At 33.3% G+C, this 20850-nt stretch carries 17 protein-coding genes; 3 read left to right on the top strand and 14 right to left on the bottom strand.

What is annotated here, in order from left to right; translation table 11 throughout:
* Positions 1-85 precede the first annotated feature (85 nt).
* From DMA14_RS13960 to DMA14_RS13945, 4 genes are all read right to left on the bottom strand, one after another.
* Positions 86-2875: a TonB-dependent receptor gene (locus tag DMA14_RS13960; protein ID WP_317047258.1), complete on the bottom strand. Its 2790-nt coding sequence runs from the start codon at positions 2873-2875 to the stop codon at positions 86-88.
* Between the two features lie 330 nt (positions 2876-3205).
* Positions 3206-4849 carry a glucose-6-phosphate isomerase gene (pgi, locus tag DMA14_RS13955; protein ID WP_111425230.1) on the bottom strand — a complete coding sequence of 548 codons (1644 nt, stop codon included), beginning with the start codon at positions 4847-4849 and terminating at the stop codon, positions 3206-3208.
* A gap of 117 nt (positions 4850-4966) precedes the next feature.
* Positions 4967-5452, bottom strand: coding sequence for a lipocalin-like domain-containing protein (locus DMA14_RS13950; RefSeq protein ID WP_111425229.1), 486 nt, complete (start codon positions 5450-5452; stop codon positions 4967-4969).
* Positions 5453-5462: 10 nt separating this feature from the next.
* Positions 5463-6023 (bottom strand): short chain dehydrogenase, encoded by a 561-nt coding sequence (locus tag DMA14_RS13945; RefSeq protein WP_111425228.1) that lies wholly within the window; start codon positions 6021-6023, stop codon positions 5463-5465.
* A 95-nt stretch (positions 6024-6118) separates the two neighbouring features.
* Between DMA14_RS13945 and DMA14_RS13940 the strand changes: the two genes are divergently transcribed.
* Positions 6119-6961 carry an AraC family transcriptional regulator gene (locus tag DMA14_RS13940; protein ID WP_111425227.1) on the top strand — a complete coding sequence of 281 codons (843 nt, stop codon included), beginning with the start codon at positions 6119-6121 and terminating at the stop codon, positions 6959-6961.
* Between the two features lie 16 nt (positions 6962-6977).
* On the opposite strand, the gene DMA14_RS13935 is transcribed toward DMA14_RS13940, so the two are convergent.
* The 10 genes from DMA14_RS13935 to DMA14_RS13890 all read right to left on the bottom strand — a co-directional run bounded on the left by DMA14_RS13935 (position 6978) and on the right by DMA14_RS13890 (position 19115).
* Positions 6978-7598, bottom strand: coding sequence for a hypothetical protein (locus DMA14_RS13935; RefSeq protein ID WP_111425226.1), 621 nt, complete (start codon positions 7596-7598; stop codon positions 6978-6980).
* A 35-nt stretch (positions 7599-7633) separates the two neighbouring features.
* Entirely contained in the window at positions 7634-8854 is a 1221-nt protein-coding gene (locus tag DMA14_RS13930) for a peptidoglycan DD-metalloendopeptidase family protein (protein ID WP_111425225.1), read from the bottom strand.
* Positions 8855-8879: 25 nt separating this feature from the next.
* On the bottom strand, positions 8880-9821 hold the full coding sequence (locus tag DMA14_RS13925) for a tryptophan 2,3-dioxygenase family protein (protein ID WP_111425224.1): 942 nt from the start codon (positions 9819-9821) through the stop codon (positions 8880-8882).
* Positions 9821-10591, bottom strand: coding sequence for a DUF3108 domain-containing protein (locus DMA14_RS13920; RefSeq protein ID WP_111425223.1), 771 nt, complete (start codon positions 10589-10591; stop codon positions 9821-9823). The genes DMA14_RS13925 and DMA14_RS13920 overlap by 1 nt, the downstream gene beginning before the upstream one ends.
* A 298-nt stretch (positions 10592-10889) precedes the next feature.
* Positions 10890-12050 (bottom strand): 4-hydroxyphenylpyruvate dioxygenase, encoded by a 1161-nt coding sequence (hppD, locus tag DMA14_RS13915; protein ID WP_111425222.1) that lies wholly within the window; start codon positions 12048-12050, stop codon positions 10890-10892.
* 223 nt (positions 12051-12273) lie between these two features.
* Entirely contained in the window at positions 12274-13431 is a 1158-nt protein-coding gene (locus DMA14_RS13910; RefSeq protein WP_111425221.1) for a homogentisate 1,2-dioxygenase, read from the bottom strand.
* Positions 13432-13749: 318 nt separating this feature from the next.
* Positions 13750-15942 carry a patatin-like phospholipase family protein gene (locus DMA14_RS13905; RefSeq protein WP_394336016.1) on the bottom strand — a complete coding sequence of 731 codons (2193 nt, stop codon included), beginning with the start codon at positions 15940-15942 and terminating at the stop codon, positions 13750-13752.
* Positions 15943-16166: 224 nt separating this feature from the next.
* On the bottom strand, positions 16167-16682 hold the full coding sequence (locus DMA14_RS13900; RefSeq protein WP_111425219.1) for an XAC2610-related protein: 516 nt from the start codon (positions 16680-16682) through the stop codon (positions 16167-16169).
* Positions 16683-16684: 2 nt separating this feature from the next.
* Positions 16685-18481 (bottom strand): excinuclease ABC subunit UvrC, encoded by a 1797-nt coding sequence (gene uvrC / locus DMA14_RS13895; RefSeq protein WP_162536288.1) that lies wholly within the window; start codon positions 18479-18481, stop codon positions 16685-16687.
* Between the two features lie 106 nt (positions 18482-18587).
* On the bottom strand, positions 18588-19115 hold the full coding sequence (locus tag DMA14_RS13890; RefSeq protein WP_157957708.1) for a hypothetical protein: 528 nt from the start codon (positions 19113-19115) through the stop codon (positions 18588-18590).
* A gap of 105 nt (positions 19116-19220) precedes the next feature.
* Here DMA14_RS13890 and DMA14_RS13885 point away from each other — a divergent pair, with 105 nt between their 5' ends.
* Both DMA14_RS13885 and DMA14_RS13880 read left to right on the top strand, forming a co-directional pair.
* Complete coding sequence (locus DMA14_RS13885) at positions 19221-20198, top strand: succinylglutamate desuccinylase/aspartoacylase family protein (protein WP_111377522.1); 978 nt, start codon at positions 19221-19223, stop codon at positions 20196-20198.
* Positions 20185-20757 (top strand): 5-formyltetrahydrofolate cyclo-ligase, encoded by a 573-nt coding sequence (locus DMA14_RS13880; protein ID WP_111425216.1) that lies wholly within the window; start codon positions 20185-20187, stop codon positions 20755-20757. The genes DMA14_RS13885 and DMA14_RS13880 overlap by 14 nt, the downstream gene beginning before the upstream one ends.
* Positions 20758-20850 lie beyond the last annotated feature (93 nt).

Genomic DNA, 20850 nt, shown 5'->3' with positions numbered 1-20850 from the left:
ACAAATATAACAAAAAAGGCCATAAAAAAACGGCATTAAACTTAAAAGTCAATGCCGTTTTTATTATTTATTTAGATTCTAAATTTTAGAAATCGTAACGTAAACTAAAGTTCCAAGTTCTTCCGTAACCAAAGTAAACTTTGTTTGCAGTAGCAATTCCATTGTAAACTTCTCCAGCTTGTGCATAAGTTACACCAGCAGGGTTTGCTGTAGTAGGAGCTGTTTTGTAATCACTTGTAAAAATGTTTGTAAATGATTCGTTGATGAAAATTTTATCAAAAACGTTGTTTACATTTAATCTAAAGTTTAATGCACCGATCTTAGGAGAGATGTTCCATTTGTATGATACACCAGCATCTGTAGTTGCGAAACCTGGCAATTCCATTGCTCCTTTGTTGTTTGCTGCCGAAAATTTAGATACATCAATGTTTCCATACAACTTCTCAGAGTAGTTAAGGTTTGCATCAACATTAAGACCGTTAATGATTTCGTAAGCTGCTCCAATTGCCATTGTAGTTTGGGCATTGTTTCCAACTTTAACTCCATCTAAGTATAAAGGCTGGTCTCCACTAATTGGGTTGTTAGCAACATCAAAACGACTACTTGTAGCATTTCCGCTGTATTTCCAGTCACCAATAGAGATCATCCCGTTTAATTTTAACTTGTCAATTGGTTTAGCTGTAACATCTAACTCTACACCTTTATGTATTTCATTAACACCTTGGAAAGTGTAGTATCCGCTTGGGTTAGTAGCTGCCTGATCTGTTGCAGTTGTAAATCTGTCATCCCAAGTTGTGTAATAAGCATTTAAGTTTGCATTGAAGATTCCAGAACGGAAACCGTAACCAACTTCAACTGCTTTGATTTTTTCGTTTGTAAGGTTAGGGTTAACAATTGAAGCATTGTTAGGGTATACTGCATTGAAAAACGGTTGTTTTGAGTATATACCTCCATTTACAAATACATTATGGTGCTCATTAATGTTGTAGTTAGCTCCAGCTTTAATATCTCCACCAGTAATAGTTTTGAAACCTGTTTTAGCAAGAGGGCTATCATAAGTATACTTGAAATGGTCAATTCTTTGGTAAGCTTGTTGAGAAATAGCTCCTTGAAGGAAAGCAGTAAAGTTACCAGTAGTATATTCTAATTGAGTAAATGCTCCGTAGTAATTAACTTTACTGTCATTCCAGTAGTTAATTCTCTCTTGGTAGTCTGTGCTAACAAATGGGTTTCCATTTGGTCTTGGAGCATAAGTAGTGTTAAAATAACCAGGATTGTTATTTACGTCAGCAGTGTTTTTGTAAACATCCGCTCCAAGTAAATCAATTAAGTTTTGGAAGTGGATACCTTGGTACATTCTTCCTTCAACTCCAAAATCGAATGTAAGGTTTTCAGAGAATTTTTTGTCTAAATTGATTACTGCACCATACCAGTTGTGTGAGTTTACAGAAGCAATTTGAGAAATACCTGACATGTTGTTGATAACTGTTGCACCATTAACTCTGTTACTACCTGTGTCAGAGCTGTTTTCATATCTACCATTTACAGGTACTCTTGTTCCTAAAGTTGTTGGTTGACCTGAATTCCAGTTTTGAATTAAATCAAAGTTAACAAGACCGTCAGCTGTTCTTAAAGAGTTGTTTGTTGAGTAAGGATTGTTTCCTCTAATACCACCATTTGTAGTAGTACCTCCTCCACGTCCCCATGAAGCATAACCAACTGTAGATAATTTTGTTGTAGAGTTGATATCGTAATCCCAGTTAAGAGACATTACAGGTTTGTGGTAATAATTTGTTTTTAAATTATATTGCTCACCATTTCTCATTCCCCAATCAGAGTTGTATTTAATGTTTGGGTCTGTACCATTACTTCCGTATTTTAAGTAATCACTTAAAAGAGGAGAGTTAGATCTTTGGTCGTGCCATTGAGGAGCTCCTGTAAATGTGAACTGGAAGTTGTGTTTGTCGCTAGCTTTGTAACCTAAAGCAATGAAATAATTGTATCCTTCAAATTCAGTAGCGTTAACGTATCCGTCTCCAGCTGTTCTACTAAATAAAACAGAAGCTGAAAGTCCGTTTTTCATAACTCCTGTATTGTAAGAAGCTTGTGTTTTTAAGTAATTATTGTTACCAAAGCTTGAAGAAACAGATCCACCTTCTTTCATATCAGATGTTTTTGTAACAATATTGATTGTTCCTCCAACAGAAGAAATAGCTAATTTAGAAGCTCCAAGACCTCTTTGAACTTGCATTGCAGAAGTTACATCAGAGATACCTGCCCAGTTACTCCAGTAAACAGAGCTGTTTTCCATATCATTGATTGGCACACCGTTGATCATAACGGCAATATTTTTTTGGTCAAATCCACGAATTGCAATTCTTGAATCTCCATATCCACCACCTGCTTTTGAAGCATACACAGATGGAGTGCTTTTTAAGATTTCAGGAAACTCCTGAGATCCTAATTTTGCTTGAATTTCAGCAGCTTTAATTGTAGAAACTGCAACAGGAGTTTTTCTGTCCTTTGCAACGTCAATAATACTGCTTGTAACTACAACTTCACTTAATTCGTTAGAATTTGAAGCTACCAAAGTGATAGTTCCTAAGTTTGCAGTTGAGCCATTTGCTACTGTAAATTTTACAGTTTGGTTGTCATAACCTAAAAAAGAGATTACAATCTCTCCTGTGCTTGATGTTGAGGTAAGGGAAAAATTACCATCAAAGTCTGTTGAAGTTCCTGTAGTAGACCCTTTGATTACTACATTTGCTCCTGGTAATCCGCCTGTTCCGTCGGTAATTTTACCAGTAACCTTTCCTTGAGAAAATACGGTCGAAACTATCATAAAAAATAGTCCAGTCAGTAACCAATTTTTCATTTTCTTCATTTTGTTATTGAGTTTATTGTTTTTGGCAAAATTATAACAAATAACTCAGATAATGTTATCGAAATGTTAAGAAAAAACAGTTTTGTCTTTTGTGTTGCGCATTAAAATGAATATTTCTTTTTTCGTTAAAAAAAATATTGTTTTCTTGAATTTATGCGAAGCTTTTTTGTTAAAAATGTAATTATTTGAATAACGTTGTAAGTGTAAACAGGCAAATTGGCGAATAATTCTGCTTTTTGTCGGTATTTTATGTAAAAAACGTCCTAATTTTACTAGAAATTAGGACGTTTCAAAAGTTATAGAATATTTAAATAAATGTTTCTATTTGTTTTTCAAGAAATGATTTAACAAAAATGAAGTTGAACTATCATGACTCTTAACAGTCTTAGAATTGATTTCGTCTAAGATAGAATTTGCCAATTGTTTACCCAACTCAACTCCCCATTGATCAAAACTGAAAATGTTCCAGATAACTCCTTGAACAAAAATCTTATGCTCGTATAAGGCAATTAATGATCCTAAGCTTTTTGGTGTAAGTTTTTGAATCAAAATGGTATTCGTTGGTTTGTTTCCTGTAAAAACTTTAAACGGTCTTAAGTAAGATGCTTTGTCAGCAGAAAGTCCTTGTTTGTCAAACTCTGCTTGAACTTGTGCCTCTGTTTTTCCATTCATTAAAGCTTCAGTTTGAGCAAAGAAGTTTGACATCAATTTATTGTGGTGATCTTCGTTGCCATAAAGAGGTTTTACAAATCCCACAAAATCTGTTGGGATTCTTTTTGTTCCTTGGTGAATTAATTGGAAGAAAGCATGTTGTGAGTTTGTTCCTGGTTCTCCCCAAATGATTGTTCCAGTTTGATAGTTAACAGGTTTTCCATCACGACCAACACTTTTTCCATTACTTTCCATAAAAGCTTGCTGTAAATAAGGAGCAAGTTTGTGTAAATATTGTGTGTATGGAATCAAAGCTTCGCTCTCAGCGCCATAAAAATTATTATACCAAACACTTAACAAAGCTAAAATAACGGGAATGTTTTCATCAAATTCTGCCGATTTGAAATGTTCATCCATTTCATAGGCGCCACTTAATAAATCATTATAATTATCAAATCCAACAGCCAAAGCAATGCTTAAACCAACTGCACTCCAAAGAGAAAATCTTCCTCCAACCCAGTCCCACATCGGGAAAACGTTGTCTGGATTAATTCCGAATTCTGTTACATTTTTAATATTTGTAGAAACCGCTACGAAGTGTTTTGCAATGTCTTCTTGAGAAGCCGATTTTAAAAACCATTCTTTTATAGTTTCTGAATTCGAAAGTGTTTCCTGAGTAGTAAAAGTTTTAGAAACAATCACGAAAAGTGTCGTTTCAGGATTTAGTTTTTTGATGACTTCATTTACGTGGTCACCGTCAACATTTGAAACGAAATGTGTGTTTAGGTGATTTTTGTAAAATTGTAAAGCTTCAACAGCCATAACAGGACCAAGGTCAGAACCACCAATACCAATATTTACAACATCTGTAAAAGCTTTTCCAGTATATCCTTTTCTTTGTCCAGAGATTACTTCTTCAGTAAAATTTTTGATTTTGTTTTTTACTTCGAATACTTCTGGAATTACATTTTCTCCGTCTACTTTAATAACTGCCGATTCTGGAGCACGTAATGCTGTATGTAGAACTGCACGGTTTTCTGTCTGATTGATTAATTCTCCTCCAAAATATTGTGCAATTGCATCTTTCAATCCAATTGAGTTTGCTAATTCTAGTAAAAGAGAAACCGTTTCCTGACTAATATTGTTTTTAGAATAATCTACTAAAAAATCATTCCATTGTAAATTGAATTTTTCTGCACGGGCACTATCTTGTTGAAACAATTCTTGTATTGTGGTTTCGTGAATTGCGTTATAGTGGTTTTGTAGATTTTTCCACGCTTCAGTCCCAGTTGGGTTTGTTGTGTTTAAAGCCATTTTTATCTATAATTGAGTTTGTTTTCTGAAACACAAAAATACTGAAATAACTTTTAAAAGGGGAGCGGTTTGCAATTATATAACAATTAGTTACGAAAACGTTTTATGAAAACTTCATCATAACTTTTTCCAGACAACTTCTGCTGTTACTGATTTTCCGCCTTGCGTAGTATTGGTTACAGCATATTTAAGTTCGTTGTTTGCAAAAGTGTACGACCTCTTTTGAATTGTTCCTTCCCAGTTTGGAAAAGATGCCGTTTTTATTTTAAAAGTTATAGTCTTATTTGTTTCGTCAATTTCATATTCACCAAAATGCGAATTACTTCCTTGTACAATTGTAGCATTTTCCTCGGGCGTACATTTGTTTTTATCTCCAGAAGCAATTCTTGCCCTTTTATCTTTATAAATCTGAACTGCATAATTCCCTTTTTCATCAAATAACAAAAAGCCTTTCGGATTTACATCATAGGGAAGGTTTTTTGTTCCGTCAGAATTGGTGTTTTCAACCGAAACCAAAGTCCATGAACCTGAAAATTCAGATTTTTTTTGAGCATTGATTGAATTTAAAATTAAAAGCAGTATAATCAAAATTGCGTTTTTCATCTTTTAAAATTTAATAGTTTACTTTAATAATTTCTCCATTTAAAGTTTTTTCAATACTCTTCGCATAAGCGTTTATTAAATCTTCAGTCGGAATATCTGCAACTTTTGCTGGACTAATAGCATTTATTCTGATTCCTCTATCTAGTTCTAACGAAGTTGCAAGAACAAAACTGTTGATTCCGCCATTTACAATAGCTTTGCTTATATTGTTTTTTACAGGTTTATCGCCCATTTTTCCTGAAGTGAGTGTAAATGATCCGTTATCGTTTAAGTACTTTTGTCCAATTAAAACCAGATTAACTTGTCCAAGTAATTTGTTCTGAATGCCAATATTTAATTTTTTTTCGTCAAGCGAAAGTAAATCTCCTGTGTAGCAATCGCCCGCAACACAAATACAAGCATCAATGTTTTTGACTTCTTCGAATAATTTTTCAATCGAATTTGAATCTGATAAGTCGATTCTAAAATCTCCGCTGTTTCTTCCAGCCGAAATTATTTCATGATTTTTTGCGAAAGCTGGATGCAGTATTTTGCCAATTTCTCCATTTGCTCCAATTAAAAGTATTTTCATTTTGCAGATTTTTAGTTTGTTATCTGAAACAAAATTAAGAAGTTAGCATTCGCCGAAAATTGTACTTATTGGTACTAAAATTGTATTTTTACATAATGACAAACAAGAATTTATATCTTCCTTTTGAAGTTGATTTTAAAGAACTGGAGCAGTTTCCGAAAACAGTTCGGAAAAACAATTTCTTTGAATTGATTTATATTGTTGATGGAACAGGAATTCAAGTTATTAATGACAATAAGTTTCAATATCGAAACGGAAATCTATTTTTGGTGACGCCGCAAGATGTGCATTCGTTTGAAATTATAACACCAACAAAATTCTTTTTTCTTCGATTTAATGAATATTACGTAAAAGCAGGTTCTCAAAATGGGCAATCTGAAGCAGTTTTGCGAATGGAGTATATTCTGCAAAATGCAAGTCATCAACCAGGTTGTATTTTGAAAAATCATATTGATAAACCGTTAATTGCTTCATTGATAGAAAATATAATCAGTGAGCAAAACAATCAGCAGATTTACCATCAAAAGATTATTGAGCAGATTGTAAATACAATTATTACAATTGTGGCGAGAAATATTGCTTTGAAACTCCCGAAGAATATTAAAGAAACAACTGGAGAAATGGTTCTTGAAATTCTGCATTATATTCAAGAGAATATTTACGATCCAAAAGAATTAAAATCAGAAAAAATAAGCGAACATTTCAATATTACGCTTAATTATTTAGGTAAATATTTTAAAAAGCAAACGGGTGAAACACTGCAAGAATATATTGCAAACTACAAATTGAGATTAATTGAAGCTAGACTTTTGAACAGCGATATGCGAATTAATGAAATCGCAGATGAATTAAACTTTTCTGACGAAAGCCATTTAAATAAAGTCTTTAAAAAACATAAAGGAATGAATCCTTCGGAATTTAGAAAAAAATATTCTTAGTAATTAAGAGATTTAATTACCAAAATTTCCACCAAGGTTTTTTATTGATCTCTATGATTTTCTTCGAAACATCGACATCAATTCTTTTTGGAGATTCGGCTTTAATTTTAGAATCATCAAAAAAAAGTTCGCCATTATCACTCATTCCAAGTGGAAGTTTGGTTCTTTCTTTCCAGTTTTCAGTTTGTAATTCGGGAATTAAATCAGTATCGATTTTTTCGCGAAAGCGTTTTTGAGCTTTTTCTATAATTTCTTCTTCTAAGTTTGAAGACGAATTTTTAAAAAGGGAGATCGAATTGTCTGGAATATTCAAAAGAAAAATTTGTGTTTTATCTCCAATTTTCTGAATGTCCAACACTTTGAAATACGCAATTGAGTCTAAAAGAAAATGTCCGATTTTTGCCGAATCAGGATTAAATTTTGACAAATCTTTTGCGTGCGCGCTTGCAATCAAATATCTCAAATTTCCCGAAAGTCCTCCACCAATCGAACTCATGTCGGTAAATCCTTTTTCTTGAATAATCTGTCCGACTTTATAGTTTAAAATTAGATTTTCAGGAAGATTTGTGTCCCTATAAAATAATTTTAGACCAGAAAAAGTTTCATGGTAAATGGTTTTGAGGCGTTCATTTTTCATGACTTTCAATTCAAAAAGATTGCAAAATGGATTGTTTACAAATTCCCAATGCTGTCTAATTCTCTTTTCAGAGGTTCAATCTGTGTCATAAAACGAGTTCTGTCGTTTCCTGTCAAAGATTCTCCAGTCGGTAAATTTAATCGAAGTGCATCTACTTGTACGCCGTTTTTCCAGAAACGATAACAAACATGCGGGCCAGAAGCTAAACCTGTGCTTCCAACCAAACCAATTGTCTGACCTTGAGTAACGCGCTGTCCGCGGCGAACCAAGATTTTAGACATATGTAAATATTGAGTAGAGTAGGTTCCGTTGTGTTTTACTTTTACGAAATTTCCGTTACCTGCAGTATATCCAGTAGTTTCAACAACTCCAGAAGCAGTAGTAGAAATTGGCGTTCCTGTTGGCGCAGCATAATCGGTTCCTTTATGAGCTTTCCAAGTATGTTGTACAGGATGGAATCTATTCATCGTGAATCTTGAAGTGATTCGGCTAAATTTGATTGGAGTTTTTAGGAAGAAATTTTTAAGTGTTTTTCCTTGATCGTCATAATATTCAATCTTTCCAGAAGTAGTATCTCTTTCAAAAGGAAAAGCATAAACGATTTTACCTTTATATTCAAAAAATGCAGCTTCGAGTTCTTCAACACCATCATAGGTTTTTCCATTGATGAATCGTTCTTTGAAAATTAATCCGTAACGATCTCCTTTTTTAAGTTTGAAGAAGTCAATAGACCAAGAAAAGACTTTTGTAATTCTGCTGGCCAAAGCGGTTTCGACACTTTCGTTTCCTAAAGTTTCAGAAAGTGAACTTTTTAAAACGCCGCCAATCATTTTTCTTTTTAAAGTGACGGGCTTTATTTTTTTGTATGCTTTGGCAATGCTGTCTCTTAGATCAATAACATAATAGCTTAAAGCATCTGGCTGATAAATAAAAACCTCCAAATTGTTGGTTTTATTTTTGGCACGAAGTAAAGTAAAAGGTTTACCGTAACGAATGCTTCTAACATTGAAAGAATCTTTTACTTGCTCAACAATATCATGCACTTTTTTGTCTCCAATATTTTGGCTTTGCAAAATTGAGCCAAAAGAATCTCCTTTTGAAATAGTATCATTAACAATATTAAAGTCTGCGTAATTAAAACCGAATTCTATTTTTTTGGTTGCTGGTTTAGTAATTTTTGCTTCTATTTTTTCTTCTTCTTTTTTACATGAAAAAATAGAAAACAAGACAATTAAAATTACGACTGCTTTTTTCAAACTTTATAAAATTTTTGTGGTGAAATTAAACTTCGGTTTCATTTCCCCAATTGGACAATTCTTCTTCGGTCCACAATTTAGGAAAAAAGATGCGTCTTTGGTATTTTGGATGCATATATTTTTGCCAGTCGCTTCCGCCAGTCGCTTCTCCGTTTCCTTTTCCACTTTCCAAGATGTATTTTCTTGCAGTATTAAGATGTTGCATTACCCAAGTAATATTTACCGTTTTGTCGTAATGGCGCATAGCAGCGATCAGTTCTGTATTTTGTTGATCTTCAATTGGTAATTGAGTGAATTTTTGCCAAATATTTTTCGTTTTAAACGAAGCCATTTGTCTTAAAAACTGCTCTTTATATTTCTTTTCAAACTCATTTAATAAATATGATTTTTCGCCAGTGTGATAATCTTTTCCGGCAGCTTGCCAATAAAGGTGTTCGAAGCTGGTTTCCAAATCGGTATTTTCATCAAAGTTTGCTTTGTATCTTCTGTCAGTTAAATTGATAACATCAGTCGAAGCAAATTCGATCATTCTATATTGAGCGCTTTGGAATCCGCTTGCTGGAGTAAGAGTATTTCTGAATTTCATGTATTGATCGACTTCCATTCCGTTTTCCATAATACTAAACGAATTGGTAAGCATGTCAAAATATCTGGTGATTCTTGATAATCTTTCGCTGAAAAAATCAACCTGAATGTTTTCTGTTTCAGCAATCTGGTCAATTTCCCACAAGATCATTTTAAAGATTAATTCGTTTACCTGATGGTACATGATAAAAACCATTTCATCAGGAAGCGTAGTGCGCTGAATTTGTAAATTTAATAAGGCATCTGTTTGAATGTAATCCCAATAAGTAATTGGTTTGGCCCAAAGCAATCCTTCTAACTGAACGTCAGTTTTTTGATTTATGGCTTGAAATTTTAGGTCAATTTCTTTTAAAATTGCTTCAGAATGATCTGTAGGGTTCATTATTTTTTTGCTTTTAGTGGACTTTTTAATCCTTTATATTCATCGAGATCGGCTTTAAGAGATCCTACCGCCAAATCTGCTTTAATTCTAATTGGAACTTTGTTTACATCGTCTGTTATCCAGAGTGTTAAACTTTCTTTTTCTTTAAACACTCTGCCTGTCTGCACCAATGGTTTGAAGACCATCGTAGAAACCGTCCCAAATTTAGTCGTAATATCTTGACGACCTACATATTTTAACTTAAATTTTGTGATTTCATCATCAAAAAACATGTCAATTGTAATGGCTTCACCCGATTTAAGTTTGTCGATATTTGGGTGGTTTCTCAGAAAATAAAATGCAGAAACAATATCCTGCACTTCTTCTGAAACCATGATAGTTTTTTCTGATTTGCGTTTGTAGTCTTTTACTAAAACTTTATTTTCTGCTTGATTAAAAAAACCTTCTTGATTTTTGGTGTAACCGCCTTCATCAATTTTTCTAACATATCGGTATGGTTTTCCTGTTTCTTTGTCAAAATAACTTTCATATAAATCTTCTACTTTAAAGAAAAATTTGGACATTCCGGTTGTGTAACCTTTTCCAACAGAATGATATACCTTTTTGTTGTTGATAGTGGCATCTTTAACTTCAAGTGTTGCGTATCCGGCATTTACAAATCCGTAATGTATTCTAAATTTGAAATATTCTCCTGTGTCGAAAGCATCTTCTTTTTGAGGGCTGAAAGCAAATAGGGTTAGTGCTAATATAATGAGGATGAGCTTTTTCATAGTACAATCTTTACATTTAATTATAAAGGTAGATAAATGCAAATTTTATTCCAAATGTACCAAAACAAAAAAACTCAGTCAAAGATGACTGAGTTTTTATGCTATTAACTAACCAAAAAACTATAAATTATGAAATTTATATCAATTCGGAAGGAAACCACCCCTTCCTGATTTGCGAGTGCAAAGATAGATAGAAAGTTCAAAAATCAAATAGCGAAAGTCAAGTTTAACATAACATTTGCAAAAAAAGCATCGTTTTTTGGAGAATTATGCGGTTTTCTATATGAAAATTAACAATTTACAATGTTCCTCTCAATTCTTGCTCTCTTTCGATAGACTCAAAAAGTGCTTTAAAGTTACCTGCACCAAACCCTTTTGCTCCCATTCTTTGAATAATTTCGAAGAAAAGCGTCGGTCTGTCTTGAACTGGCTTAGTAAAAATTTGCAATAAGTAGCCATCTTCGTCGGCATCAACCATGATCGCTAATTTTTCGATTTCATTTAAATCTTCCTTCATCATGTCCATATGAACACCTAATCTTTCAGGAATTGCTTGGTAATAAGTATGAGGAGGAGCAGATAAAAATTCAACACCACGTGCTCTCAATTGAGATACTGTTTTAATAATATCATCTGTAGCGATAGCGATATGCTGAATTCCAGGTCCACCATAGAAGTCTAAATATTCTTCAATTTGAGATTTTTTCTTTCCTTCGGCTGGTTCGTTGATTGGGAATTTAATTCTTCCGTTTCCGTTTGACATTACTTTACTCATCAAAGCAGAATACTCTGTGGTAATTTGTTTGTCATCAAAAGATAGGAAATTCACAAATCCCATAACTTCTTCGTAGAATTTTACCCAAGTATTCATTTCATTCCAACCTACATTTCCAACCATGTGGTCGATATATTTTAAACCAGTTGATTCTGGGTTAAAATCAGATTTCCATTCTCTGTAACCTGGCAAGAAAACGCCATTATAGTTTTTTCTTTCAACGAAAATGTGAACGGTTTCTCCGTAAGTGTAAATTCCAGAACGAACTACCTGACCAAATTCATCTTCTTCAATCGTTGGTTCCATAAAAGAACGCGCGCCACGTTTCATAGTTTCTTCGTAAGATTTTGTAGCATCTTCAACCCAAAGTGCTGCAACTTTTACTCCGTCGCCATGTTTTTTCAAATGCTCGTTGATTGGAGAATCTGCTGTTAAAGGCGTTGTCAAAACAATTCTGATTTTGTCTTGCTTCAAAACATAAGATGCTCTATCTCTTACTCCAGTTTCTAATCCGGCGTAAGCTAATGACTGATATCCGAATGCAGATTTATAATAATGTGCTGCTTGCTTTGCATTACCTACATAAAATTCTACATAATCTGTTCCTAATAATGGAAGGAAATCTTGTGCTCCTTCAAATATTTTTTCTAATCCGTATTCTACTGATTTTACTTCTTTTGACATGATGTTTATTTGTTTAATCGGTTAATCGTTTAATTGATTTTCCGAAATGTTGTGTTTAAGTTTTTTTTTACCGCAAAGAGCGCAAAGATTTTTTTAAGTTAGATTTTGTAAAATCGCTAAGAACGCAAAGCTTCGTGAACTTGTTTGATAAAACTTTCTCAAAAAAAAACTTTGTGAACTTTGCGAAAAATCCTTTGTGAACTTTGCGGTTAAATTCGATTAGTTACTCCGTCCAAGATTTATAATATTTCCCGTCATCCAGACCCATCGCTTCTTCAGTAACCATTAATGGGCGGAAAGTATCCACCATAACGGCTAATTCTTGAGTTTCTTTGTGACCGATACTGCGTTCCATTGCGCCAGGCGCTGGTCCGTGCGGAATTCCTTTTGGGTGTAAAGTGATATGACCTTGCTCGATATTATTACGACTCATAAAATCACCATCAACATAATACAGTACTTCGTCAGAATCTATATTGCTATGATTGTACGGTGCTGGAATAGCTTTTGGGTGATAATCGTAAAGTCTTGGGCAGAATGAACAAACAACAAAAGTTGCTGTTTCAAAAGTTTGGTGTACTGGTGGCGGTTGGTGAACACGTCCAGTTATAGGTTCGAAATTATGAATTGAAAATCCGTATGGAAAATTGTAGCCGTCCCAGCCTACAACGTCAAACGGATGTGTGGCATAAACCACTTCGTGCATCATGCCTTCTTTTTTGATTTTAATTAAAAAATCACCTTTTTCGTCATGTGTTTCCAATTCGTTTGGCAGAATAAAATCACGCTCGCAAAATGGAGAATGTTCTAAATGCTGTCCTGACTGATTTTTATAACGTTTAGGAGTGTAAAAAGGAGAATATGATTCTACATAAAATAATCGGTTGTCTTCTGTTTCGAAATCAATCTGATAAATAATGCCGCGTGGAATAATCAAATAATCGCCATATTCAAACGGAATATTTCCTAACATGGTTCTTAATTTCCCTTTCCCTCTATGGATGAAAAGCATTTCATCGGCATCGGCATTTTTATAGAAATAATTTCGAAGGGATTCTTTCGGCGCAGCCAAACCAATAATACAGTCTTTATTAACTAACATTGCTTTTCGGCTGTCTAGAAAATCATTTTCAGGTTTTAATTCAAAACCTTTAAAAAGAAGTGATTTTATGTTTTTTCCGATTGCAATTTTTGGTTCAACCGAATAAGAGTTTAAAATTTCTTTAACCTGTGTTGGTCTGTGTACATGATATGATAGCGACGAATGTCCGTGAAAACCTTCGGTTCCAAACAATTGTTCGTAGTAAAAACCTCCATTTGGTTTTTCAAATTGGGTGTGTCGCTTTTGAGGAAAATCCCCAAGTTTATGATATAGTGGCATGGCTTTTTCAATTAGATAATTAGTAAATTAGATAATTCGAAAATTTGAATTGCAGAGATAATAATCAGTTCAATTTTTTTAATTGACTGATTATTTCAATTCGATAGAGCCATTACTCAGGATTTCTCTTGATGAGGAATTGAAGATACTCTAATAAACCTGTCCAATTTGTTTTCATTATAACAAATGTCGTAATTTTTTCGAAGTAAAAATAAAAATTATATTATTTATAACTATAAAATAACTTAGTTTTTTTGATATAATTTTTATGATGTAAAAAAATAGGCAGAATTTATTGAAGTATTCTCGTTTATACTACTAAAATTGAAACCCAATACTAAACCATGTAAAGCTTTTTGACATTTCTGGAGACCAAGATTGTTTTACTTCGATAGGACCTATGATAGTTTCTAAGCCATAACCAATTGCATATCCTGTATACTTTGGCATTGAAATCCAATCGACGGAAGAAAAAATATCATCTCCCAAATTGGCAAAATTTGCTGATACATTGATATGATTTTTTTTGAATATTTCATAATCAATATTGATATCAGTTTTAATATAACTATTGCCAGCAATGCTTAAAAAGTCATATCCGTAGAAATAATTGAAATTGTTTATTTTGTTGTAGCCATAACCTCCAAATATAAAATCAAAAAACGGAACACTGTCGCTGCCAATATTAAATCCAGCATCAGCTCCAAATTTTATAGTTGCTTTTCTAAATAGCGGCCTTACAACTGATATTTCAGCTTTCGCAATTGAGAAAGGCTTAAATTGTTTCGTATAATCTGATGATGCCATATAGGTTTGCAAATCTGTAGAAAAATATAATCCAGAATTTGGGTAGTATTTTTCATCTAGCGAATCGTATTTTAAATAAGCAAAGGCACTAAAATAATTGCTTTTCTCAATTATATTCTCTTCGTTGGCAAGTGTAGGCGAATTGATTTTTAAATATTTATATTCTAAACCGCCACCCATTAAAAATTTCTGTACAAAAATAGTCTGGAAATAGGCCTGATTGGTTATATCCATGAAGTCAACATTAATAAGGTTAACATTTGGATTCTCTTTGAGGACGCCACTCAAGCTAGTAGTTACATTTCGATTAAATTGATTCAATCTCGAGCGGAAACCAAAACTGATGTTAAAACCATTTTCAACATAATAGTTAAAATCATATCTGAAATTATCACCCAAAATGATATCGAGAGAAGTAACATCATTTTTTAAGAAAGTCTTTTTATGCGTTAGATTTAATAAAACGGCACTTTTGTAAAGACCATCATAATGAAGTCCAAGTTTTAAATAAGTCTGAGTTGGGTTTTCTCTTAAAACTAAATCCAAGTCGTCTTTATCGCCATCTGGTTGAAGACAATATGAGATTGTACTAAAGTTTTGTGTTGCATTTAAGTTGTTTATTCCAGCCTTAAGACCGTCATAAGTTATAGTGCTTCCTGGTTTAAAACGAAGTTTACCTCGAATATATTCTTTGGTGTAATTTTCTAATTTGTCAGTATTTATATCTTGAATATGAAGAGTATCTGAAGCCAGTTTTAGTTTTGGTTTTTTGTAGAAATTATTTTCATCTGTCAAGGTTTTGAGTTTTTCATAAACAGCAAAAGATGCTTCTTCTCCTTTTCTGATGATTTCTTCTCCTCGGTCAAATGAAATAACACCAAAGTCACGAATATCTGGTTTGATATAAACATCGGTATCTTTTCTTTTGTTTTTCATTTTTTCGATAGATTGCAGATTGGTAATCTGAACCAAAATTCTCGTGGCATTTTTCAGGTTTTTTCTTTTCAGCAAGTCGTCCTGAACGTCAACCCCAATGATAATATCAGCACCAAGATTGCGAACTTCCTGTATTGGGTAATTATTTACCACGCCGCCATCAACCAAAAGATTCCCATCAATTTCTACGGGAGTAAATAGGGAAGGAAAAGCCGCACTTGCCATCATGGCTTGAACGAGATTTCCTTTGTTTAATAAAACTTCTTCGCCAGTTTCAATATTGGTTCCGATACATAAAAACGGAGTTGGCAGTTTGTTGAAATCACGAACATGACGAACGTTTCTAGTCAAACTGCTTAATAGATTATAATTGTACATTCCTTTTGAAAGAGCTTCAGGAATGCCGATTCTGAAATTACTAAACGGTAAAACAATCGCATATAATTCGTCATTCTTTTTGCCGTAGAAGTTTTTGGATGAACGCGGAATATAATCGTTTATTAATTCGTCAAAATTGGTTTTTTTAAAAATCGAGTCAATTTGTGAGGCATTATAGCCAGAAGCGTAAAGTCCGCCAATTACAGAACCCATGCTGGTTCCGCCAATATAATCAATTTTGATTCCGGCTTCTTCCAGAACTTTTAAAACTCCGATATGGGCAAAACCTTTGGCGCCTCCACCGCTTAGAACCAATCCGATTTTAGGTCTTTTAACACTATCTTTTTTCATTTCCTGCGAAAATGCTTCCTGCGAAAATAAAAATGTCATTATGAAAATAAGTGCTGACACGCCCCAGATGGAAATGGAAAACTGCGAGAGACAAAAGGTTATTTTTTCCTGCCAAAAAAGAGCGACCCAAGAAGCTCCTTTTTTGGGATTGGAAAAAAATCCTTTTGACCGAGTATTTGAAATGGACAGCTGGTTTAGGCGCATAAACTATTAGCTAATTGTTTTTGTAAAAGTCGGCAATTTTTTGACTTTAATATGTTGTATTACTCTGATTTACTTTTTAGAAGTTTTAACTTATTGTTTTTGTCAAATTTCCATCTGTCAGTGTGCCATCTTGCGGCGCCTCTGCAGGTAGATTCAAACGTTTTATCTTTTTTATTTATTACTACATCACAAAATTCACTGCATTCAGGACTAGAGTCTGATGGTATCTGTGCTTCTTTAAACAAACCATTTGTCGGATTGTAAATAAAGATTTGGTAAACCCTGTAAACTCCCATTCCATCATCTGTATGGTAAACGGAAAAATCTTTGTAACCATCAAAATTATAATCTTCTATTTCGATATTTGTTTCTTTACCTGTAATCGAACCTGAAATTTCGATGTTAAGTATAACCTGTGGCTTATTGTTTTTAGAAGTGTGCACTTCTAATTTTTCAGAATCTTTCGGTAGATTTATTTTTATTTTTGTTTGATCTTTTTGATAAAACTCAATATTTTTTTGACTGAAACAATTTGCAGAAACTAAAATAAGGATGTACAATATTGCTGTTTTCATTCTTAAGATTGATTATTGTGATAAAAGTCGACAATTTTTTTGGCTTTAGAAACACCTACAACGGCTGAAATTTCTTTTTCTGTAGCCAATTTCAATCTTTTAACACTTTTGAAATGTTGTATTAATGTTGTCATGGTCTTTTCGCCAATTCCAGGAATGCTTTCGACCGAAGAATTAAGTGCCGATTTGCTTCGTTTATCTCTATGAAATGTGATTCCGAATCTGTGCGCTTCGTTTCTTAAATGCTGAATCACTTTTAAAGTTTCTGATTTTTTGTCGAGATATAACGGAATCGAATCGCCAGGATAGAAAAGTTCTTCCAAACGTTTTGCAATTCCGATAATAGCCACTTTTCCGCGTAAGCCTAAATCGTCGATACTTTTTAATGCTGCCGAAAGCTGTCCTTTTCCTCCATCAATAATAATCAATTGCGGAAGCGGTTCCTTTTCGTCCAATAATCTTTTGTAACGTCTATACACAATTTCGGTCATCGAAGCAAAGTCGTTTGGTCCTTCAACGGTTTTGACATTAAAATGACGATAATCTTTTTTGCTAGGTTTTCCGTCTTTAAAAACTACACAAGCCGCAACAGGATTTGTTCCCTGAATGTTCGAATTATCAAAACATTCAATATGGCGAGGTTCGGACGGAAGACGTAAATCTTTCTGCATCTGTGCCATAATTCTATTCACATGACGATCGGGATCTACAATCTGCAATTGTTTTAATTGTTCGATTCGATAGAATTTCGCATTTCGAATTGACAAATCTAAAATCTGTTTTTTGTCTCCAAGCTGCGGAACAGTGATTTTTATATTTTCGCCCAAATCCATTTCAAAAGGAACAATAATTTCTTTTGATAATAATTGAAAACGTTCACGAAGCTCTACAATAGCTAATTCTAATAATTCTTCATCGCTTTCGTCCAATTTTTTCTTCATTTCTAAAGTGTGCGAACGAATAATCGAACCGTGAGAAATCTGAAGGAAGTTGACAAAAGCCGCACTTTCATCGGAAACAATAGAGAAAACATCAATATTGGTAATCTTCGGATTGATGATTGTCGATTTTGATTGATAGTTTTCTAAAACCTCAATTTTCTCTTTTATTTTTTGCGCCTCTTCAAATTGTAAATTCTGCGCATAAGTATTCATCAATTTCTTGAAATCCTTTAAACTTTCTTTGAAGTTTCCTTTCAGGATTTCGCGAATTGCATTGACTTGTTTTTGGTATTCTTCCAAAGGTTCCAAACCTTCGCAAGGTCCTTTGCAATTGCCAATATGATATTCCAGACAAACTTTAAATTTTCCTGAATTAATATTCGATTCGCTCAAATCATAGTTGCAAGTTCGAAGCGGATATAATTCTTTAATTAAATCTAAAATAGTATGTACTGTTTTGAAACTGGTGTATGGACCAAAATATTCAGAGCCATCCTTAATCATGTTTCGAGTTGAAAATATTCTCGAAAAAGGTTCTTTTTTAATACAAATCCATGGATACGTTTTGTCATCGCGAAGCAAAACGTTGTATCTCGGCTGAAGTGTTTTAATTAAATTGTTTTCTAATAAAAGCGCATCGGTTTCGGTTGGAACTACGATGTGTTTTATCGTCACGATTTTTTTTACCAGAACATTGGTTTTGGCAGTATCGTGAATTTTATTGAAATAGGATGAAACCCTTTTTTTTAAATTTTTGGCTTTTCCGACATACAAGATTTTCCCGTCTTTATCATAATATTGATAAACGCCAGGATTATCGGGTAAGGTAATAATTTGAAGTTCAAGAGGACTCTGCATAATTACAAAATTAAGCTATTGAGCTTAAAGTTTAAAATTCTTTTGAGTTTCTTATTTAAAAAAAAGAGCCCTTTATTTTGTAAAGGGCTCTTTTGTAAAACATATTTTATTTGATCGAAAAATATTCTGTTTGCAGTAAATGTGTTCTTTCGTCAAAAGTAAAATCTACATATTTAGCATCATCTTTTTTAATGTCTACTTTTAATCGGCTTCTGCCTATTTCTTTTTTATCAGCATTGAAAGCTTTTAAAATTAGATCGCCTTTAAAGTCATTTTTAGCTATTAAATAAATTGTTACTTTTTTTTCTTTGTCTTCGCTAGAAGCATAAATTTTTTCGGCTTTGCAATCTTCAAAATTTGCTTTAAAAGAGGCTTCAGCAATTACATCAGATTGATTTATGCTTTCATTCACTCCAGAATTTATTCCTTTTATCACATCTCCAATACCTTTAGAAGCGCTTTTTGCAGCTGCTTTTCCTTCATCTTGAAGCGCTTTTCCTGCGCCTTCAATTAATTTAGATTTTACAGCAATTACTTCATTTCCATCTTCTTCTGCTTCTTTCATTTTTTCTTCCTTGCTCATGCATGAAACCATAAGGGTTAACACGCTAAGTAATATTAAAGTCTTTTTCATTCTTTTGGTAAATAGGTTATTATTTTGTTTATATAGGAATTTGTGTATTAAATCCAAAAGTATGAATTTAAAATATAATTTCTATATTTAGATTTTATAATTCACATGAAAAATAATGCTCCATTGGTTATTTTCGGCGAATCGATTTTGCCGGGAGAACATAGAACCATAAACGTCGAAATTGCCCGACTGCATACTACAACTAAGTTGAATATTCCTGTTATTGTTCGTCGTTCAAAACACGAAGGACCGACTGTTTTATTTTCTGCTGGAATTCATGGTGACGAAATTAACGGAGTTGAAATCGTTCGCCAGATTATCAGTAAAAAAATTAACAGACCTGCACGTGGCACAATAATTTGCATTCCCGTTATCAACATGTACGGTTTTGTGAACAAATCTCGAGAGTTTCCAGACGGTCGTGATTTAAACCGCGTTTTTCCAGGAAGTAAAAAAGGTTCGCTTGCCAGCCGATTTGCTTATCATATTGTTGAAGAGATTTTGCCAATTTTAGATTATGCAGTCGATTTTCATGCTGGAGGGGCAAGCCGTTTTAACGCGCCACAAATTAGAATTACCGAAAACAATCCCGAACTGAAAGTTTTGGCCGATATTTTTAATGCGCCATTTACGCTGTATTCTAAAAATATAAATGGATCTTTTAGAAAAACTTCTGAAAGTGCCAATGTGAAAATGCTGCTTTTTGAAGGCGGAAAATCATTAGACATCAATAATGAAATTGCAAATCAAGGTGTTTTAGGAACAAAACGTTTGCTTCATTATTTAGGAATGCTAGATTCTAAACAAATTATGGAACCTGCATTAACACCTTCAATTTATATTAAACAATCAGTTTGGCTTCGTGCAAAATGTTCTGGACTGCTGCATGATTTTAATCTCGTTGGAAAGTTCGTAACCAAAGGCACAATCTTAGCCATAATTACGGATCCGTTTGGGAAGTTTGAACAAAAAATTAAAGCGCCACATGATGGTTATGTAATTAATGCAAACCATTCGCCGATTGTTTACGAAGGCGATGCCATTTATCATTTATCTAAAACTCCAGACAATGCCGACGAGTAAAAAGGAACTTCGCACAGAATATAAAAATCTCCGTAAAACACTTTCTTTTGAAGATATAGAAGAAAAAAGTTTGGCAATTGCAAACCAATTAATCCAAATGCCGATTTGGGATAAAAGTTATTATCATGTTTTTCTTCCAATTGAAGAGCATAAGGAAATCAATACCGAATATGTTCTGCATTTGCTTTCTGGAAAAGACAAAGAAATCTTGATTTCGAAAAGTGATTTTGAAACCAGAAAAATGACTCATTTTCTCTTAACGGATAATACTAAAATCAAAAAGAACGAATACAATATTCCAGAACCAGTTGACGGAATCGAAGTTCCTTCGTCTAAAGTTGAAGTTGTGTTTGTGCCGCTTTTAGCTTTTGATATTCATGGAAATCGAATAGGTTACGGAAAAGGTTTTTATGATAAATTCCTTGCCGAATGTAAACCAGAAACTATCAAAATCGGACTTTCTTTTTTTGAAGCCGTAAACCAAATTGATGACGTTTTTGAATCGGATATCAAATTGGATTATTGCGTAACGCCAGAGAAAATTTATCAGTTTAAATAAAAATTAATGCCACAGATTAAAAGGATTAAAAAGGATTTCTAAAAAATAATCTATTTAATAATTAAAATCTGTGGCATAAAAATATTTAATTTT

This window comes from Flavobacterium sharifuzzamanii, assembly GCF_003254585.1.
In the GTDB taxonomy this organism is placed as follows: Bacteria; Bacteroidota; Bacteroidia; order Flavobacteriales; family Flavobacteriaceae; genus Flavobacterium; species Flavobacterium sharifuzzamanii.
The sequence above is the reverse complement of the archived record's forward strand: the minus strand, read 5'-3'. Positions and strand labels throughout refer to the sequence as shown.

What these genes read in the sequence shown, in the direction of transcription:
- DMA14_RS13960 (WP_317047258.1), bottom strand. Translation starts at nt 2,875, where the DNA reads ATGAAAAATTGGTTACTGACTGGACTATTTTTTATGATAGTTTCGACC.
- pgi (WP_111425230.1), bottom strand. Translation starts at nt 4,849, where the DNA reads ATGGCTTTAAACACAACAAACCCAACTGGGACTGAAGCGTGGAAAAAT.
- DMA14_RS13950 (WP_111425229.1), bottom strand. Translation starts at nt 5,452, where the DNA reads ATGAAAAACGCAATTTTGATTATACTGCTTTTAATTTTAAATTCAATC.
- DMA14_RS13945 (WP_111425228.1), bottom strand. Translation starts at nt 6,023, where the DNA reads ATGAAAATACTTTTAATTGGAGCAAATGGAGAAATTGGCAAAATACTG.
- DMA14_RS13940 (WP_111425227.1), top strand. Translation starts at nt 6,119, where the DNA reads ATGACAAACAAGAATTTATATCTTCCTTTTGAAGTTGATTTTAAAGAA.
- DMA14_RS13935 (WP_111425226.1), bottom strand. Translation starts at nt 7,598, where the DNA reads ATGAAAAATGAACGCCTCAAAACCATTTACCATGAAACTTTTTCTGGT.
- DMA14_RS13925 (WP_111425224.1), bottom strand. Translation starts at nt 9,821, where the DNA reads ATGAACCCTACAGATCATTCTGAAGCAATTTTAAAAGAAATTGACCTA.
- DMA14_RS13920 (WP_111425223.1), bottom strand. Translation starts at nt 10,591, where the DNA reads ATGAAAAAGCTCATCCTCATTATATTAGCACTAACCCTATTTGCTTTC.
- hppD (WP_111425222.1), bottom strand. Translation starts at nt 12,050, where the DNA reads ATGTCAAAAGAAGTAAAATCAGTAGAATACGGATTAGAAAAAATATTT.
- DMA14_RS13910 (WP_111425221.1), bottom strand. Translation starts at nt 13,431, where the DNA reads ATGCCACTATATCATAAACTTGGGGATTTTCCTCAAAAGCGACACACC.
- DMA14_RS13905 (WP_394336016.1), bottom strand. Translation starts at nt 15,942, where the DNA reads ATGACATTTTTATTTTCGCAGGAAGCATTTTCGCAGGAAATGAAAAAA.
- DMA14_RS13900 (WP_111425219.1), bottom strand. Translation starts at nt 16,682, where the DNA reads ATGAAAACAGCAATATTGTACATCCTTATTTTAGTTTCTGCAAATTGT.
- uvrC (WP_162536288.1), bottom strand. Translation starts at nt 18,481, where the DNA reads ATGCAGAGTCCTCTTGAACTTCAAATTATTACCTTACCCGATAATCCT.
- DMA14_RS13890 (WP_157957708.1), bottom strand. Translation starts at nt 19,115, where the DNA reads ATGAAAAAGACTTTAATATTACTTAGCGTGTTAACCCTTATGGTTTCA.
- DMA14_RS13885 (WP_111377522.1), top strand. Translation starts at nt 19,221, where the DNA reads ATGAAAAATAATGCTCCATTGGTTATTTTCGGCGAATCGATTTTGCCG.
- DMA14_RS13880 (WP_111425216.1), top strand. Translation starts at nt 20,185, where the DNA reads ATGCCGACGAGTAAAAAGGAACTTCGCACAGAATATAAAAATCTCCGT.